This window comes from Sessilibacter sp. MAH1 (assembly GCF_054658315.1).
Map to the genome: position 1 here is coordinate 24,150 of NZ_BAAGIC010000002.1, position 17,243 is coordinate 41,392.

Annotated in this window: 15 protein-coding genes; 8 read left to right on the top strand and 7 right to left on the bottom strand. The window is 41.6% G+C overall.

From position 1 onward, the window contains the following. Positions 1-2: 2 nt before the first annotated feature. From xthA to ACYQ28_RS02005, 3 genes are all read right to left on the bottom strand, one after another. Positions 3-815 (bottom strand): exodeoxyribonuclease III, encoded by an 813-nt coding sequence (gene xthA, locus ACYQ28_RS01995; protein ID WP_460047678.1) that lies wholly within the window; start codon positions 813-815, stop codon positions 3-5. After that, positions 812-2,923: a carboxy terminal-processing peptidase gene (locus ACYQ28_RS02000; RefSeq protein WP_460047680.1), complete on the bottom strand. Its 2,112-nt coding sequence runs from the start codon at positions 2,921-2,923 to the stop codon at positions 812-814. The genes xthA and ACYQ28_RS02000 overlap by 4 nt, the downstream gene beginning before the upstream one ends. A 1,001-nt stretch (positions 2,924-3,924) precedes the next feature. Further along, the gene (locus ACYQ28_RS02005) at positions 3,925-4,170 is read right to left on the bottom strand and encodes a hypothetical protein (RefSeq protein WP_460164685.1); all 246 of its coding nucleotides are present in this window, start codon (positions 4,168-4,170) and stop codon (positions 3,925-3,927) included. Between the two features lie 19 nt (positions 4,171-4,189). On the opposite strand from ACYQ28_RS02005, the gene rimK reads away from it, so the two are divergent. The 3 genes from rimK to ACYQ28_RS02020 all read left to right on the top strand — a co-directional run bounded on the left by rimK (position 4,190) and on the right by ACYQ28_RS02020 (position 6,286). After that, positions 4,190-5,098 carry a 30S ribosomal protein S6--L-glutamate ligase gene (rimK, locus tag ACYQ28_RS02010; RefSeq protein WP_460047683.1) on the top strand — a complete coding sequence of 303 codons (909 nt, stop codon included), beginning with the start codon at positions 4,190-4,192 and terminating at the stop codon, positions 5,096-5,098. 221 nt (positions 5,099-5,319) lie between these two features. Beyond that, positions 5,320-5,856: a mechanosensitive ion channel domain-containing protein gene (locus ACYQ28_RS02015; protein WP_460047685.1), complete on the top strand. Its 537-nt coding sequence runs from the start codon at positions 5,320-5,322 to the stop codon at positions 5,854-5,856. After that, positions 5,840-6,286 (top strand): ATP-dependent zinc protease family protein, encoded by a 447-nt coding sequence (locus tag ACYQ28_RS02020; RefSeq protein WP_460047687.1) that lies wholly within the window; start codon positions 5,840-5,842, stop codon positions 6,284-6,286. Before ACYQ28_RS02015 ends, ACYQ28_RS02020 begins: the two co-directional genes overlap by 17 nt. 26 nt (positions 6,287-6,312) lie before the next feature. Here ACYQ28_RS02020 and ACYQ28_RS02025 read toward each other — a convergent pair whose 3' ends face one another. Further along, positions 6,313-6,954, bottom strand: a complete 642-nt coding sequence (locus ACYQ28_RS02025) for an ATP-binding cassette domain-containing protein (RefSeq protein ID WP_460047689.1) — start codon at positions 6,952-6,954, stop codon at positions 6,313-6,315. A 605-nt stretch (positions 6,955-7,559) separates the two neighbouring features. Here ACYQ28_RS02025 and ACYQ28_RS02030 point away from each other — a divergent pair. Then, the gene (locus ACYQ28_RS02030; RefSeq protein ID WP_460047690.1) at positions 7,560-8,270 is read left to right on the top strand and encodes a VIT1/CCC1 transporter family protein; all 711 of its coding nucleotides are present in this window, start codon (positions 7,560-7,562) and stop codon (positions 8,268-8,270) included. A 414-nt stretch (positions 8,271-8,684) separates the two neighbouring features. Here ACYQ28_RS02030 and ACYQ28_RS02035 read toward each other — a convergent pair whose 3' ends face one another. Further along, positions 8,685-9,470 (bottom strand): type IV pili methyl-accepting chemotaxis transducer N-terminal domain-containing protein, encoded by a 786-nt coding sequence (locus tag ACYQ28_RS02035; protein WP_460047692.1) that lies wholly within the window; start codon positions 9,468-9,470, stop codon positions 8,685-8,687. Between the two features lie 827 nt (positions 9,471-10,297). Between ACYQ28_RS02035 and ACYQ28_RS02040 the strand changes: the two genes are divergently transcribed. After that, complete coding sequence (locus ACYQ28_RS02040) at positions 10,298-11,230, top strand: DUF808 domain-containing protein (RefSeq protein WP_460047694.1); 933 nt, start codon at positions 10,298-10,300, stop codon at positions 11,228-11,230. Positions 11,231-11,524: 294 nt separating this feature from the next. Next, the gene (locus tag ACYQ28_RS02045) at positions 11,525-11,947 is read left to right on the top strand and encodes a GFA family protein (protein WP_460047696.1); all 423 of its coding nucleotides are present in this window, start codon (positions 11,525-11,527) and stop codon (positions 11,945-11,947) included. Between the two features lie 160 nt (positions 11,948-12,107). Here the strand turns inward: ACYQ28_RS02045 and ACYQ28_RS02050 are convergent, their stop codons facing one another. Together ACYQ28_RS02050 and ACYQ28_RS02055 are read right to left on the bottom strand one after the other, a co-directional pair. Then, entirely contained in the window at positions 12,108-12,644 is a 537-nt protein-coding gene (locus tag ACYQ28_RS02050; RefSeq protein WP_460047698.1) for an RNA 2'-phosphotransferase, read from the bottom strand. 213 nt (positions 12,645-12,857) lie between these two features. After that, positions 12,858-14,987, bottom strand: a complete 2,130-nt coding sequence (locus ACYQ28_RS02055) for a TonB-dependent receptor (protein ID WP_460047699.1) — start codon at positions 14,985-14,987, stop codon at positions 12,858-12,860. Between the two features lie 690 nt (positions 14,988-15,677). Between ACYQ28_RS02055 and cdd the strand changes: the two genes are divergently transcribed. Together cdd and ACYQ28_RS02065 are read left to right on the top strand one after the other, a co-directional pair. Continuing rightward, positions 15,678-16,058, top strand: coding sequence for a cytidine deaminase (gene cdd, locus ACYQ28_RS02060; protein WP_460047701.1), 381 nt, complete (start codon positions 15,678-15,680; stop codon positions 16,056-16,058). 116 nt (positions 16,059-16,174) lie between these two features. Next, positions 16,175-17,113, top strand: coding sequence for an isopenicillin N synthase family dioxygenase (locus tag ACYQ28_RS02065; protein WP_460047703.1), 939 nt, complete (start codon positions 16,175-16,177; stop codon positions 17,111-17,113). Positions 17,114-17,243: the final 130 nt, after the last annotated feature.

Sequence of the window (17,243 nt, forward strand, 5' to 3'; positions counted from 1 at the left end):
TTCTAAAGCGTAAACTCCGCCCAAATTGGGCAGTGATCCGAAGGCTTGTCCATGGCGCGCACTTCGTAATCAACACCGGTATCAACACAGTTTGTCATCAAGGGTTCAGTCGCCATAATTAAATCGATGCGTAGGCCGCGTCTGGGTTCGCGCTCAAACCCTTTACTGCGGTAATCAAACCAGCTGTAGGTTTCTGAGTTCGTAGGGTTCAGTGTTCTAAAACTGTCTTGTAGGCCCCAACTTTTCAACTTACCCAGCCATTCACGCTCTTCCGGTAAAAAGCTGCACTTACCAGTGCGTAACCAGCGCTTACGGTTGTCTTCGCCAATACCAATATCAATGTCTTCCGGCGAAATATTCATATCACCCATAACAATAATATTGTCGGTGGGTTTATGGTGAGTTTCGAGTAGAGTTTGAAGGTTGGCGTAAAATTCCCGTTTGTTTGGGAATTTTATCGGGTGATCTTGGCTTTCGCCTTGGGGGAAATAACCGTTAATCACACTGACGCGCTTACCATTGATTTCATAATCGGCGGTTACAAGGCGGCGTTGGCTATCTTCGTTATCTGTTGCAAATCCCTTTTGTGGGTTTATGGGAGTTTGTTTAGAGAGTAGGGCGACACCGTAGTGAGTCTTTTGTCCATGAAAGACCGCATGATAACCAAGTGCTTCTATCTCACTTAATGGGAATTCTTGGTCTTGGACTTTGGTTTCTTGCAAACCAATGATGTCAGGTTGGTGATTTTGAATAATGGCCTCCAACTGGTGGAGGCGCATTCTGATACTGTTAACGTTAAAAGAGACTACTTTCATTGAAACCCGTTGCCGAATTGATCGTTAGCTGCGGTTCTGGTTTTATTCCGCAAATTAATAAAGTCGGCTAGGATTTTACCGCTTTCTTGCAGTAATGCATCATCGTCAGTGTTGATTTCGGTACTGGTATCACCTTCTTCACGTTCTTCGTCGTCACTTTTCTTCAGTTCTTCGAAGTTCTCAAAAGGTTTTTCACCTTTGGCAGCACGTCGTTTGTTTTCAATATTTAAGACCGCAAGCTCGCGATCGGCTTTTTCTTTTTTGCGCGTTTCGATATTCAGCGAAAGCTCTTTTTGGTCTTTATTATCTTGCGCAAGCTTGTATGAATCGATAATAAAGCGTAGGTCTGGATCGGAAGTTACACGGTTGTCATGAAGCTCTTTCAATGCAGGTAAAACCTGCGAGAAATCGATGTATTTATCATGTCGAACAGGATGAATTTGATCCCACTCTAGCGCCGTGTCGTAGGTGCTTTCACCCACAGCTTCAGGATCGATAACTTGAGGCATCATGATATCGGGCAGAACGCCACGGTGTTGGGTGCTGTCGCCCGATACACGGTAGAATTTTGACTCGGTAATCTTTAATTGGCCTTCGTGAACACTGGTTAATGTTTGTACTGTGCCTTTGCCGAACGACTGAGTGCCAACAATCAGACCACGGTTGTAGTCTTGAATGGCTCCTGCAAAAATTTCAGAGGCGCTAGCACTTAGGCGGTTGATTAAAACAACCAATGGGCCACGGTAGCTCGCTTTGCGGCGGCTGCGGTTACGTCTTGAGATTTCTTGGTTGGTTTCTCGAATTTGTACAACCGGGCCGGTATCAATAAACAGGTCGGTAAGTGCGGTTGCCTCGGATAAAGAGCCGCCACCGTTGTTACGCAAATCGAGAATAATGCCGTCTACCCCTTCTTGTTCGAGCTCGGCAAGTAATTTTCTAACATCGTTGGTGGTGCTTTTGTAGTCGGGATCGCGGCGGCGATAGCCTTCGAAATCTAGATAAAATGCGGGCACATCGATTACGCCAAACTTAAATTTACCTTCGGCGCCATCATCAACTTCAAACACAGCGCTCTTAGCTGCTTGCTCTTCCAGTTTTACCTTGTCGCGTTTAATGGCGATGATTTTGGTTTCGCTTTCGTTGGTTGAATCGGAAGGAATTACCTGTAAGCGAACGGTAGAGCCTTTGTTGCCGCGAATTTTATCGACAACTTCTTCCAAGCGCCAACCAATCACATCGACGATTTCGCCGTTTTGGCCTTGACCAACACCAATGATCTTGTCAGCGGCTTTCAGCTCGCCTTGCTTATCGGCAGGACCGGCGGTAACGATTCGCACAACTTTGGTGTATTCGTCTTCGGTTTGTAAAACTGCTCCAATACCTTCTAACGACAACGACATGTTGATATTGAAGTTTTCTTCAGTGCGTGGTGAAAAGTAGCTGGTGTGAGGATCGTAGATTTCGGTTAAGGAATTAACCAAAGACTCGAATACATCCTGCTGATCTTGTTGCTCAATGCGTTTTAGTTGGTTGGTGTAGCGACGAATCAGAGTTTCTTTGGCTTCTTCTTGGGTTTTACCAGCCAAAACAAGGTTAAGTGATGCTGATTTAAGGCGCTTATACCAGTACTCGTCCGCTTCTTTGATGTCTTTCAACCAGGGTGTGTTCTCATCACGCTCGATTTCAATGCTTTCATTGCGGGAGAAATCAAAGTTGCTTTCAGAGCTTTGGAGTTGTGCGAGCAATTTCTCAAGGCGATCTGATAGGCGCTGACGGTAAACATTGTAGATTTCGTAGCCTGGTGATATTTCGCCACGGCGCAAATAATCGTCAAATTTGGTTTCGTATTTCGAAAAACGTTTGATGTCTTCTTCTAAAAACACCGAACGACTCGGGTCTAGATTATCCAGCAGGTTGTTGAAATAGCTTTTTGATAAGTCATCGTTAACGGGCTGAGTGCGATAATGCTTGGTAGATAGTGTGTTAACCACTTCTAAAAGCGTGCGAGACTGAGCTGTAGATATTTCGATGTCTTCGGCTTTGCTCCAAGCAAAGGCCGTTGGTAGTGTAACAAGAACGATTGCGGCCGTTTTTAGAATTCGATGCATATTTCTTAAACCTGTGAAATGCTTTCTAACGATGATTCCATCTGAGTGTTCAAACTAATCACTAGGCTAAAAGGTGTCAACCTAACGCCACGGATTACTGAAAAAATATCCAGTTGTTGTGCGAATCTAGAGACCTATTTCGCTGTGTGTTGTTCCAACTGCGCGATAGATCGATGGTTCGGCTTATTTCCAGAAGACTTTGGTTCAGTTTTCTCGCTTCAGTGCAACCAGAGTTCTCTATGATTTTGATTGCTTTAAGCTATCGATCAGTTATCAACCGTCAGGTTTAGCTCAGACTTTGCTTTTGCTTAAAGGTGCGCAAATCCAATAGCAATGAGCAAATCAGCGTTTTCTCTAGCATAAATGAGTTCTCTACCATAAATGAGTGAACTCATTTGAGCGTTGCCGAGAGCAGAGTCAGCCGTTATGCAATTCAATATTCTTTTATTGTAGTAATTTTTCTGATTTCTGGACCTTGCCTCAGATCCTACATCTATCGGTAATCTTCCATGGATACTATAGGAACTTCGGGATTGATTCTTTTATGATTCAATTTTTGCACAAACTCAATCACTTACCATCAGTAAAATTGGCGATAGGTCTTTGTGTGGCTGTAAGCTCAAGGTTAATCGGTGTCTCCTGAGTTCGCATATAGGTTTTGTACTGTTTGCACCCGTAACACGGTTCCTTGGTTTGATGGTCGTTTTGATAAAAGTAATCGATCACACGCTTTTGGTTAATGGCCCAGAGTTTAAGAGCAAAGGGTTATTTGCTAGTACGGGTATCTTACATACACAATTAAATATTGAACGTCAGTCTGGTTTTCAGTTTAGTAAATACTTGCTTGAGTTGCCGATCAATATTTCGCTGCTATTTCTAGTTTTTTGCAATTAGATCTTGTCTCTTACCGATGAATTTGCAGATATTGATTCGAATCGGTAAGGTGGTCATTTCAAGTTCTCTTGCGGAGTTCTGTTACTTCATCGTTTTGTTGGATTGCATTACCCGTGCTGGCTGATTTTTTGACTAAGTACTGATAATTCTTGAATCAGTACTGATAAATTTTGACTAAGTACTACTAATATTAAGAGCTCCCAAGGGTTTTTTTGTGCTTTACTTTTTAGACTTTTAACCCTACTGTCGCGGCCAATTTTAAGAGCTGCTCTTCCCGATGTAACGTAGAAATTTTCGACAGCTAAATAAGCGCTGACATCGAAAAACGGCACGTTGTTACCCAAAAATTTCATATTTTTTACAGGATTTTTAATGAGAATAGCGATACTTTCTCGCAATGAGTCGTTGTACTCTACCAATAGATTGGCTGAAGAAGGTCGTTTGCGAGGGCATGAGGTTCAAATTATCGATACCTTGCATTGTTACATGGATATTACAACCTCGTCTCCGTCGGTAAGATACGACGGTAAGCCTTTACCAAAATTCGATGCAGTAATTCCAAGAATCGGCGCCTCGATTACTTTTTATGGCTCGGCGGTTGTTCGCCAGTTTGAGATGATGGGAACGTTTTGTTTAAATGAGTCCGTCGCAATTAGCCGTTCTCGGGACAAGTTACGTTCTTTGCAATTATTGTCTCGAAGAGGCGTAGGCTTACCGAGAACCGGTTTTGCCAGCAAGCCCGACGATGTAAAAGACTTAATCAGGCACGTTGGCGGTGCTCCACTGGTGATCAAGTTACTTGAGGGAACTCAGGGGATTGGTGTGGTCTTGGCCGACAGCAACAAAGCGGCCGAGAGCATCATAGAAGCTTTTATGGGTTTAAAAGCTAACATTTTAGTGCAAGAATTTATTTCTGAAGCCGGTGGTGCCGATATTCGGTGTTTTGTTGTAGGTAATAAAGTAGTTGCTGCGATGAAGCGCAAGGGTGCAGAAGGAGAATTTCGCTCTAATTTACATCGTGGTGGAACCGCAACTCTGGTTAAGCTTACCAAAGAAGAACGTGCTACAGCTCTAAACGCCGCCAAGGTAATGGGTTTAGGTGTATGTGGTGTGGATATTTTGCAATCAAACCGCGGTCCGTTGGTGATGGAGGTTAACTCTTCTCCAGGATTAGAAGGTATTGAAGTAGCAACGGGTAAAAATGTTGCTGGCTTAATTTACGAATATATAGAGTCACAGGCGCAGCAGCCAATTAATACTCGTACAAAGGGTAAAGGTTGAGATTCCGTGTGCTGTAATTAACACATAGGAGACCTCGATTAACCCAAGGTTTCTTGCGACACAAAGATGTGTCGTCAATTTCAAGAGCGACAAGCAATTGAAATTGTAAAGAAATTGTAAATCCAATTTTCAATTTCTGTCCTCCGATAAATCACGGATGAATAAATCGGAGGTTCTTATAGTTAACTGAATTATTTATTGTTGTTTGGATTGTTAGTTGAATGTCATCTCGTGAAATTTTTTTAACGCTTGGGGTTTTGTTAGCCTATTGGATTGTGCGTAAGAATCTGCGCAAAATTGTCGAGAGAATTGGAAAAGAAAAAAATATTCCCACTAAGCGCGTCCGCTACGTAAACGCCACCTTACAAATTCTATTTGCATTGATAGTGGCAATCGCTTTGTGCGTTATTGTTGGCTATGGCTACAGTGATATTAGCGTATTTTTAGGTTCAGCGTTCGCGGTTATTGGCGTTGCTTTGTTTGCCCAATGGTCGATACTGAGTAACGTGACCTCCAGTGTTATTGTCTTCTTTTTCTTTCCGTATCGAGTTGGCGATTTTATTGAAATTCTCGACGGCGATAATTCATTTGGGGGTGAGGTGTACGAAATTACCTTATTTCACGTCATCTTAAAAACACCAGAAAATGATTTGTATACGTATCCAAATGCCATGGTCTTTCAGCGGGCTGTTAAAATTTTGAATAAAAAAGGCCGACCTCCCGCCACTCAGGAGATGAATCATGACTCAAGTTCTTGAAGGAAAGTTTATTATTGGCGCCTTAGAGGTTTGTAATCTGCCGGAGCTTTCAATTTACGATTTACAGGTCCGAATAGATACAGGTGCGAAAACATCGTCATTACATGTTGATAATCTGCGCCGTTTTACCAAATCAGGACGACCTTGGGTTCGGTTTGATATTCATCCAGATATGTACAATGTTGAGACTGTCGTTGAGTGCGAAGCAAAAATTTCCGACATTAGAAACATTAAGTCATCTAATGGCGTGGCAGAAGAACGCTACGTAATTAGAACTTTAATGGAAATGGGTCAACACAGCTGGCCCATTGAACTCACCTTGACGAATCGCTCTGACATGACCTTTCTGATGTTATTGGGTCGTGAAGGGATGGGCAAACAAGTACTGGTTGATCCTTCAGAAACTTTTGTATTAACTACAGAAACCTAACCTGTGCTGCTATCGACTAATAGCCGTTAACTGCACAAATGAATCAGCTTTTGGCTACTATCTGGAGCGTCGGCTGGTTCATGGGTTACCAAAATGCTGGGTAGATTAGCAGCCGTTAGCTGTTGAAATAAAAACTCTTTCATATTTATGCGCCGTTGGCCTTCAAAAATTGAGAAAGGCTCATCCAACAAAACAGCTTGAGGTTTAGCGAGTAAAACCTTAAGTAATGCCACTTTGAACTTTTGTTCTTTCGATAAACTCTCTGGGCCGAATCGTCTTACCTTGTCTAATTTGAACGCCTCTAGCGCTTGCCAAATAATTTCATTGGAATTTTTTTCAGCTTTGCTCATATTAACCTTTAAGTTGCCCTCTACGGATAAGTAAGGGAACAACAAAGGGCTGCGATACAAGCAACCTAAACGACGTTTATGTGGAGCGAGTTGAGCGATGTTGGCGTGGTTTAAAAATATCCCACCCGTCGCAGCAAAATCGTTGGGAAGAAATCCGGCAATAAACGCAAGTAATGCAGACTTACCGCAGTTTTGATCGCCGACAATCGTTAGTACTTCCGAATTTTTTATAGTCTCATCGACAAAAACAATTTTTCTGGTGTTGTGGCTAATACTGATATTGTCGAGTTTTAACTGATTTTGGTTGCGATAAGACATAGATAACTCGGCGCAAAAAGGTAAAAATAAAAAGGTGTGCTAAAAAATTATTAAAATACGGTTGTTCTATGGATAATTTTAGACCTGTATCTATAAATCACCCATTTTACCGCTTTAATTTATTAAAACTTTACCTTTGCACAATTGTATCCAACGGCGCGGTTAAATCACGTCTAGAAAAGTGTGTCATATTTATGCGCTAACATAAGACCATTGATCATAGGAAACTCTGATTAACCAGAGTTTCTTGCGACACAAGGATGTGTCGCCAATTTCAAGAACGGTAAGTGATTGAAATTGTGAAGAAATTGGAAATCGCATTTTCAATTTCTGTCCTCTGATTAAATCATGGATGAGTTAATCAGAGGTTCCTATAGGAATCTCTGAACAAGGTTTTGTTGAGGTAATTTGAGAGTAGCAGTTGCAAATGTGAATTCAGATTTTTATATAATTTCAACGAGTTATCGTATTGGAAGCGAGTGCTGGTACCAGTGTTATTGAACATTCTCGCTTAATTTTGGTGTCTAAAAGCCGCGTTGAAGAAACCGACAATACTCAGAGCAAAACGCGAGTGAATGACTGTTTGGTTAAGAATCGGACATTATATGGTAAATATTTCTTTGTCGTATCACGCTCATAAACATTATTCAGATAGAGCCGGTTGGTTAAGAGCGGCGGTTCTTGGCGCAAATGACGGTATTGTTTCAACCGCCAGTTTTATTATTGGTGTCCATGCCAGTGGCGCGACCCAAGAGACTATTTTATTAGCCGGATTTTTAACGCTTATTGCCGGAGCCGTGTCTATGGCCGCGGGGGAATTTGTTTCTGTAAGTTCTCAAGCCGATATTGAACAGGCTGATTTACAGATGGAAAGTGAATCTCTCGCGAAAAATACCGAGTTAGAACTCAAAGAACTTACTGAAATATATTGTGCCCGAGGATTAAAACCCGAATTAGCCAAAGAGGTTGCGCTGCAACTTACCGAGCACAATGCTTTAGAAGCACACGCCAGGGATGAAATTGGCATAACCGAAACAACGAAAGCTAATCCATTAATGGCGGCATTTTCTTCGGCTGCGGCATTTGTTTTAGGTTCTATTTTGCCGTTGATTTCTGCGTGGATAGTGCCGGTAGACTTTATTACCTGGGTAACAGCATTATCATCTTTATTAACGTTGGGATCACTCGGGGCTTTGTCGGCGTATTTAGGCGGTGCAAAAATGCTAAAGGCAACAATACGCGTGGTTATTTGGGGGTGTTTAGCAATGTTGATTACAGGTTTTGTTGGTTCGTTAATTGAAATTCCTGTTATTTAATAATCAACGACTTTTTAGAACGAATAACAATTTAGAGCAAATAACAATTTAGAGCAAATAACAATTTTTAAATAAATAAGGCAGTTATTGAGTAAAAATTTCTAGTGCTAATAGTGCTTGCTTAGATAGAATTTTGAATGGCATCGTTTGCATCACTTTATTAGAAACTGTAATTAGTCTAAAGTTTTCAGCGACACAAGGGTGTATCGCCAATTCCAAGAATAGTAAATGATTGAAGCTGTGAAGAAATTGGAAATCTTATTGTCAATTTCTGTCCTCTGATTAAATCATGCAGGAGTTAATCAGAGGTTCTTATTGTATTACAGCTGGGTGGTGCGATATTTGGGAAATGTCGAAATTAATTGGCTGCGGTTGAAAAATCTCGCGCGAGACCTTGCTGAAATCAATTGATGATCAGCGTTGCGCCAAAGTTTGTTGATCCAATAAATTGGCGTAGAGCTTAGTAATTTCATCCATATTTTTGAGCATAATATCGGTAGTTCCGGTGATTACAAATACTAATCTTTCGCCTTTCAGGTGCATATCGCCTTCAAAACCACGCGTGGCATATTCTAGGTGGCCTTCGGTTTTTTTAATTTTTCGCGTGATTTCATCGCTATTAAAGCGGTTATTTTTTAAATATTTTAAAGTGAGTTCATACTCATTAAGATCGGCCTGTAAATTTTCTAAACCCTGCTCAGAAACACCCCAGTAATAGGCTAGATAATTCTTGGCAATACGCTGAGACAGCATTCGTTGACGGCCCGATAGATTTACAATTTCGGCGCCGGATTGACCCGAAATTTTCTCTAAATTACCCACGTAATGATGAGCTGCTTGCAGTAGATCATCACTTTTTTGATAGAGCAGGGCGGCGGCCTCTTTACTAATTTCACCCTCAGCAATTAACTTAAATTCACGCCATAAATTTCGCACCGCAAATAAATCAGTTTTAATGGCATCTGCTTCAGAAAGTGATTCCAATGTATCGAGATTTTCTTGAAACTCCAAAGTACAACGTTGCAGTTGTTCTTTGTAGCGCGCTTGATCGGGCTGAATACCAGAAAGAATAAAATACTGGGTAATACGTTGCGACAACATCCTTTGTCTTCCCGCAATGTTAATCGCGTCCCCCATGGTTATCGCGAAGATATCTTGGGCAAAAAACATCAAAATGAAAACGAGAAGAGTTTTCTTCATTAAGTTGCTCCTAAATTAAATGAAAAGAGTACGGAAACTAATCGAAGAGTTAGGTTTTGTACTTAATGGGTGCAGCACAATTTGAACCAATTTTATTTGGTGCATTGATAAATATGAAAATAACGTAAAAATGACATAGATTTAATCATTTTTATGTTTTATGCATTAATTATGTGCGTATATTTTGGCGATTTAATTAGTATTATTGTTCAACATTGGGTCATAAACGTATTTATTTTTGAAAAATGATTTCCGGTGGGGCGAAACAGGGTTTTGATTAGTCTCTTATTAATGTAGTTCGATTTTTATTAGTCTTAGGTAATGTACCGAAGTTAATCGATTAGGGTTTCTGTTAATCGAGTAGCGTTTCTATAGGGGATAATGATTAATTTATTTATGATTTCATCAGAGTCGATAGGTTGACTGGTGATTTCCACTTTCTCACAATTTCAACCACTTACCATTCTTACATTTGGTGATAAACCTCTAGTGTCGCTTGAAGCTCTGGGTTGATCAAAGTTTCTTATAATTCAACACTCGTAAAATTGTCTTGCGGTTCTTAGGTTATTTACATTAGAAGTTGTGAGCCAACGAATCGTAATCGCTAATTTGTCGCAGTAAGAGTGTTACACTCTGTTAATCGATAGTTTTAGAAAAACTCCGATTGAAAAGAAGTTTTTGGTGAGGCAAGGATGTTCCAACAACGATCTTGATTGGGATGTGAAGTAATTGAAATCAATTTCTTCTATTGTCTGGTGAGTTCAAGGATGGATTAATCAGATGTTAGTGAATTGTACTGGCGTAGTTTTCGAGTTGAAGGAGTTGAAATGGCAACAGGTCTATTAGCGTTGTTGGATGATATCGCCACTATTTTGGATGATGTTGCTTTAATGACTAAGGTGGCTGCCAAAAAAACCGCAGGTGTTTTGGGCGATGATTTGGCACTTAATGCCGAGCAGGTCACTGGGGTTCGTGCCGATAGAGAGTTGCCGGTGGTTTGGGCAGTTGCACTGGGATCATTAAAAAACAAATGTATATTGGTTCCCGCGGCACTATTGATCAGTGCTTTTATACCGTGGCTAATTATTCCTTTATTAATGTTAGGTGGCGCTTTTTTATGTTTCGAAGGCTTTGAGAAATTAGTGCATAAATTCACCAAAGACGACGAGCACAAAAAGGAGGTTTTAACAGCGCTTCATGATCCTAACATCAGTTTGGAAGAATTTGAAAAAGATAAAATTAAAGGTGCAATTCGTACTGATTTTATTTTATCCGCAGAAATCGTAGTAATTACTTTGGGAACCGTTCAAGAATCTTCTCTTGCTATACAAATAGGTGTGGTTGCGGGTATCGCTTTGGTGATGACCATCGGTGTCTATGGTGTTGTTGCTGGTATTGTTAAATTAGACGATTTAGGCTTATTTTTAATTAAAAAGGCTGATCAGACTAGCTCGGAGTTTTCGTTTAAACGATCTGTTGGTAAAGCTATTTTGGCGATTTGCCCTTATATTTTAAAAACATTAACCATTGTTGGTACAGCTGCGATGTTTTTGGTGGGTGGCGGCATCTTGTTGCACGGATTACCCATTTCTCATGAATTAATTCATTGGATTGATGAAATGTTTCATGGCGTTTACGCGGCGAGTTTTTGGAGTGGTTTAGCACACGTACTCATTAATGCAGTTACCGGAATTGTTGCTGGTGCAGTTATTTTGTTGGTTGTTAATATGATCAACCGTAAAAAGTCATTAGCTCATTGAGTCAGATTTAACTGCATAACGGTAATTTAGTTTTGGGTTTTATATTTAACGCATTAAATCAATAATTACAGAGAGCTCTGGTTTAATTGCAGTTTCTTGTAGTTAAACTAAGATCTGCTCAAATAATTTGTTTTATTGGTTGAAAATAGGGTAATAGCACGGATTTTCAAATTCTATTATTGTAAGCTTGAAGAAAGAATACAAACTTTTTAGTAACCTCTGACTAACTCCTTCATGAATTAATCGGAGGTGCCTATTGTTGAACTATTTTCATTACAAAGTAAGGAGATTTCAATGGCTGATACAGAGAAGGTATCTGGCAGTTGTTTGTGTGGTGCAGTGTCTATTGAAGCGCCTTCTGCGGCTAAGGTAGTCGGTGTTTGTCATTGCAGCATGTGCAGAACCTGGGGTGGTGGTCCTTATCTTGCGGTAGATTGCCAAAGTGATGTGGTTATTGACGGTAAAGAAAACATTACTGCCTATAACTCTTCGCAGTGGGCTGATCGCGCATTTTGTTCAAAATGCGGAACGCATCTGTATTACTACTTGAAACCAAAAGATCAGTATATGATGACCGCCGGCTTTTTAAATTTATCGGATGATGCAGTCATGGCAGCGCAAATTTTTATTGATGAAAAGCCAAATTATTACTGCTTTGCCGAAGATACTCCTAAGTTCACCGGCGAAGAATTTATGAAGATGATGGCTGGCGAATAAAATCTTGATTGTTCTGTTTCTAAAAAGCACCTTTTGAAGGTGCTTTTTTATGTGTATGATTTTTCAGAACCTATATTCGGTTAGAAGTTTAGGTGAGAAGAAATTTCTCAGGCTATAAAAACCGCAAAGAGTTAAATGCCTGTGATTGAAAAGTTTGTAATTAAAAAGAAATGTATTTGACTGCCACAGAATCTACCAACCAAACATTGTTTTCAGATAAATAAAATTCAATTCCATCTTGTCTCATTGCTTTAGTATTAATGACTAAAACCTGTGGTTTTCCGTATCTTTGGCCGACATTAACTGCCGTATTTTTATTACTGGATAGGTGTACATGTTGTCGATTTTTCTTGATAAGTCCTTGTTGTTTAATGCTATCGACAAATCGTTCGGCAGTGCCGTGGTAGAGAATTTCAGGCGGCTCTTTGGCGGCCAAACCTAATTCAATGGCAATTGAATGGCCTTGGCTCGCGCGAATTTTGGTATGGTCATCATTTAATGCAAAGCGTTTTTTATCGTTACGTTCGACAACCAATAAAATTAGCTCTTTTGTGAGAGTAAGATGTTTGGAATTGGCAATAATATCGTCGATGTTCGCCCAGCCGTTGGCATCGAGCGTGAGGTTTATTTTTTGGGGATTGTGTCTGAGGATTAAGCTTAAAAATTTGGATATTTTTATAATGTGTTTTTCATTCATGGCAAAATGATAGCGTTTATTGCGTATCTTGCAATCAAAATTTTGAGTTTGTTTGCTTAATCTTGAGTTTCCAGCGATGCAGGGATGTGTCGCCAATTTCAAGAACTGTAAGTGATTAAAATTGTGAAGAAATTGTAAGTCGTATTTTCAATGAAATAAAAAACCACCCAGTTGAGGGTGGTTTTTAAGGCTTTTCTAGATTTAGATTTCGAATTATTGAAAACGAGTCGCAAAGCGCAAACCAAATTCGCTAGGGTCGTTACTTAAAATTCGCAATACATAATCACCGGTATTTAAGCGAGCGTTGTCGTAGCGTTCGTCGGTAATGTTGCGTCCGTACAGCGATAAGCTCCAATTATCATCGGGCGAATGATACGCAATATTGGCGTTGATCAATTCGCGGCTATCAATTCTGGTAAATCGACCTGGGTCGTCGGTAGGTTCACCAAACATTTCATCGCGGTAAGAGTAGTCAACACGTGCGGAAATTAAGCCGCCATTGCCAAGAGTCCAGTTGTATTCAGGCCCAATGGAGAAGGTGACATCGGGTGTTAATGGTGCTTCGGGTTTAACACCGTTTTGCTCATCTACGTCTACGTCAATTAAACCGAGACTTGCCTGAATTGAAAACGCGTCGGTTAGGCTAATTGTGGTTTCCCACTCAAAACCTACCGAGGTTTGTTCAACAATTAAATTAGTTGTTGCAAAACCTTGGCCGGTGGTAGTGCTTACCTGATAAGGCAAGTCTTCGTATTCGGTGTAAAACACCGCAGCGCTCATTAGCACACCGGGAAGAAGCTGACCTTTGATGCCGATTTCGTAGTTGATTGCGGTAATGTTGTCACTGGCGAAGAAACAGTTAGCGTCGCCGAATAAACAGAATGGGCGGGCGGGGAACTGACCTGATTGATAACCGTTTTGAATGGCGCCGTAAATGCTGTTGCCGTTTTCGAAGGTGTAGGTTGCAGAGATATCCCAGCTAACTTCGTCAAAGTCAGCGTCACCGGTAAATAAACCAATGCCAACATCGGTTTCGGCTTCTTTGTCGTCTTCGGTGTAGCGCAAGCCTACGGCAACGCGGAATTGTTCGGTAATATCAAAGCCTACGTTGGCGAATATGGCGGTACTTTCCACTTCTTGGCCGATAAAGAAAAATCCTGGGCCAGAGCCGTTAAAGAAGGTGTTGGTTTGGGTGTTAGATCCTTCTTCTTCGAAGTAATAAAGACCAGAGACAAAATCCCAATTCCCAAAATCACCGTTTAATTGGAACTCGATAGAGATTTGATCGGCATCGCCGCGCTCAGGGAAAGCCAAAAAGTTTTCGGCAAGACTGTCGTCGTCTAAACCCGCGGAATATTCAGACTCACGCTGGCTGGCAATAACGCGCGAAGATAAGGTCTCGCTCCAGTCCCAATCAACCGTTAACGAAATGCCGCTGGCTTCGTTGGTTACCACGGTTTGATCGGCTTGGGTTGTGGCATTGTCGAAAGGATCAGGCGCTTGGTCTGAGTTTCTGAAACCGGCTTGGTAAAGCGCGCCCGTAGGAATTTCATCGATGAGCGTGTCGTAAGGGCGCAAGCCGCCTTCACCGTCGTTGGCGTCTGCGGCAATCACTAAGCGAAACGAATCGGAGGGTTCGTATTTAAGCGCAACTCGTGAGAAGGTTTCTTCGTTTTCACCGACATCGTAGCGAGCGTTGGGCAGGTTGGTGAACTCACCAATACCACCGCGACGTTTAAATCCGCCGGTAATACTGAAGGCCACCGTGTCTGATAAATTTAAATCTGCGTAAAAATCACCGTTTAAACGGTCGCGAGTACCTGCTTCAACCGAGGCCGTCGCGCCGGGATCGGAACCTGGATCTTTAGTGATGATGTTAATGGCGCCACCAATGGAGTTACGTCCGTACAGTGTGCCCTGCGGGCCGCGCAACACTTCAATGCGTTCGATGTTGGTAAGGTTCCAGTTTTGTCCTACCTGGCGACCCAGATAAACACCATCGACATAAACGCTTACACCGGGATCGGTGGTGATTAAGTGATCTTGTAAGCCGATACCGCGAATGAATGGGTTGGAAGAGGAGTTGTGACCGGCGGAGAACTGAGTGATGTTGAGGTTGGGAACAAATTTACCAATATCGACGATATCTAAAATACCTTGCTCGGCGAGCTTATCGCCATCAAAAGCAGAGATCGCGATAGGCACTTCGTAAATACTTTGCTCACGCTTGGTGGCGGTAACGGTAATTTCTTCGAGTACTTTTTCGTTAGATTGTGCGAAAGCGGTGTTGCTCGCCAGCGCCGTGGTAATTATTCCTATCATTACGCATAATTTTTTGCGCATTTAAACCCCCTAAAATTATTAAAAATCAAAACTGCTTATGTGGTTTTTTGTCGCCTGTGAGTATCAGCTCGCGCACAGTCATCAAAGTGGTTCAATGGTGTCTAGACGACGAATAAATTCGTTAAACCTCAGCTGTTTAAATCAGCAGTAGAGTCTGTTTAAAGTTCGTATATCACTCAAAAAACTGCTCGTTTCCCGGGTGTTTGGTCAGCTTTTAAAGTTGGATAATGGTGAAAAGAAACTGTTAATGAATATGTGAATGAGTTAGTCAGAGCTTCCCAAAATAGTTTTGAATAACTCGGCTCGCTTTAACGTCTTATGTGTTCGGTTCGTAGAGCGAGTTCGAGCGCTCAGATCATCACGTTCACTTAACAATTGTATTTGCTTGATTAAGAGTAAAGGTTGATCTTGAATGGATGTATTATGCTCAACCAGACAACGAATTATCCGATACACACCTCACATTTAGTGCCGTGGTAGAAGAATTTTACCGTTTGATGTGTGTGGTTTTCAGGGTGCCGTTTTGAGAACAGGTGGTGATGTCTTAGAGCTTTCGTATCGCCGTAGGCTCGGTGTAATATTCTCAAGGTAATGATTTGGTGCTTACGGCTATTCAATAAAGTATGAATGGCTAGATAAAGCCCACGACTCACGCCTCAATAAATTTGGCGATTTAAATTAAGGTTAACAATGGATATAGAACAATTAAAACAAGCAGCCAAAGATGTTGCTGCTAAAACCTATTCGCCCTACAGTAACTTTCCAGTAGCGGCCGCGTATTACGATGAAAATGGCGATCTGTTTACTGGTGTAAACGTCGAAAACGTTTCTTACGGATTAACCATTTGCGCAGAGCGTAACGCTATTTGCTCGGCGGTAACCAAAGGTTCGCGTACGATCCATACTTTGGTTATTTACACGCCAACACCAACACCAACGCCGCCCTGTGGCGCTTGCCGTCAGTTTATAAAAGAATTCTCTGAAAATGCGCGAATCATTTCAATTTGTGATTCTGATCAAGTGACTGACACAACAATCGATAAATTATTGCCGGGTTCATTCACGCTCTAAGCGTTTAAAACCTCTGATTTAAACAGGGGTTTTACCGCAGTAGCTCGATACTGGTCGATGTACCGAGTGAGTTAACTTTTCCGGTGTATTTTTACATTTACAGTAAGGTTTTTAGTATGTCAGAACTTCGTCAGGTCCCAAAACTCAGCCTTGCGCAATACAGTCAAGCAACCGGCCCCGCTGAGAAAACCGCGTTCGCCACGGCTTTGTATCAGGCGCTTTCTGAGTATGGATTTGTGGTTATCAGCGATCACGGTATTTCGCAAGATACCTTTAATAAAGCGTACTCTCTTACGCAGTCGTTATTTAATTTACCGTTGCAGAGCAAATCGAATTACGAGACCGGTTCTGGCCAGCGTGGTTATATCAGTTTCGGAAAAGAAAAAGCGGCCGGTAACGATTTCCCCGATTTAAAAGAATACTGGCATGTTGGCCCTGAGCTTGATAACACAAGCCCGTATATTAATGAATATCCAAAAAATGTTTGGCCAGAGGAGATTCCCGAATTTAAGCCGTTCTTCTCGGAGTTATATCATTCGTTAGAAGATGTGGCAAAAACCTTGTTTGTTGCCTTGGCGCAAGCCATGAACTTGGACGACAATTTCTTTGTAGACATGATTACCGATGGCAATTCCATTCAGCGTTTGATTCATTATCCCGCGCTCGATGGCTTAAACGTTGGCAGCAGTATTCGTGCGGCGGCCCATGGCGATATTAATTTAATGACCTTGCTGATTGGCGCTACCGATTCCGGTTTAGAATTATTGGATCGCAATGGCGAATGGCTGGCAGTAGAAAATCAAGAAGGTGACTTGGTTATCGATACCGGCGATATGATGGCTCGCCTCACCAATAATCAATTACCGGCAACGATCCACCGCGTAGTTAACCCAAGTGATATGAGTAAGCCGCGTTATTCCATACCGTTTTTTGTTCATCCAAGAAACAGCGTAATGTTGGAATGCTTGGATCAATTCCAAGGCGAAGGTAAGCAGTTTGCGCCTATTTCTGCGGGTGATTTTTTGCAGCAGCGCTTGCGTGAAAATGGTTTCTAGTGAACATAAGAAACTCTGATTAACCTAGAGTTTCTCGCGACACAAGGAGGTGTCGCCAATGTCAAGAACGGTAAGTGATTGAAATTGTGAAGAAATTGGAAATCGCATTGTCAATTTCTGTCCTCTGATT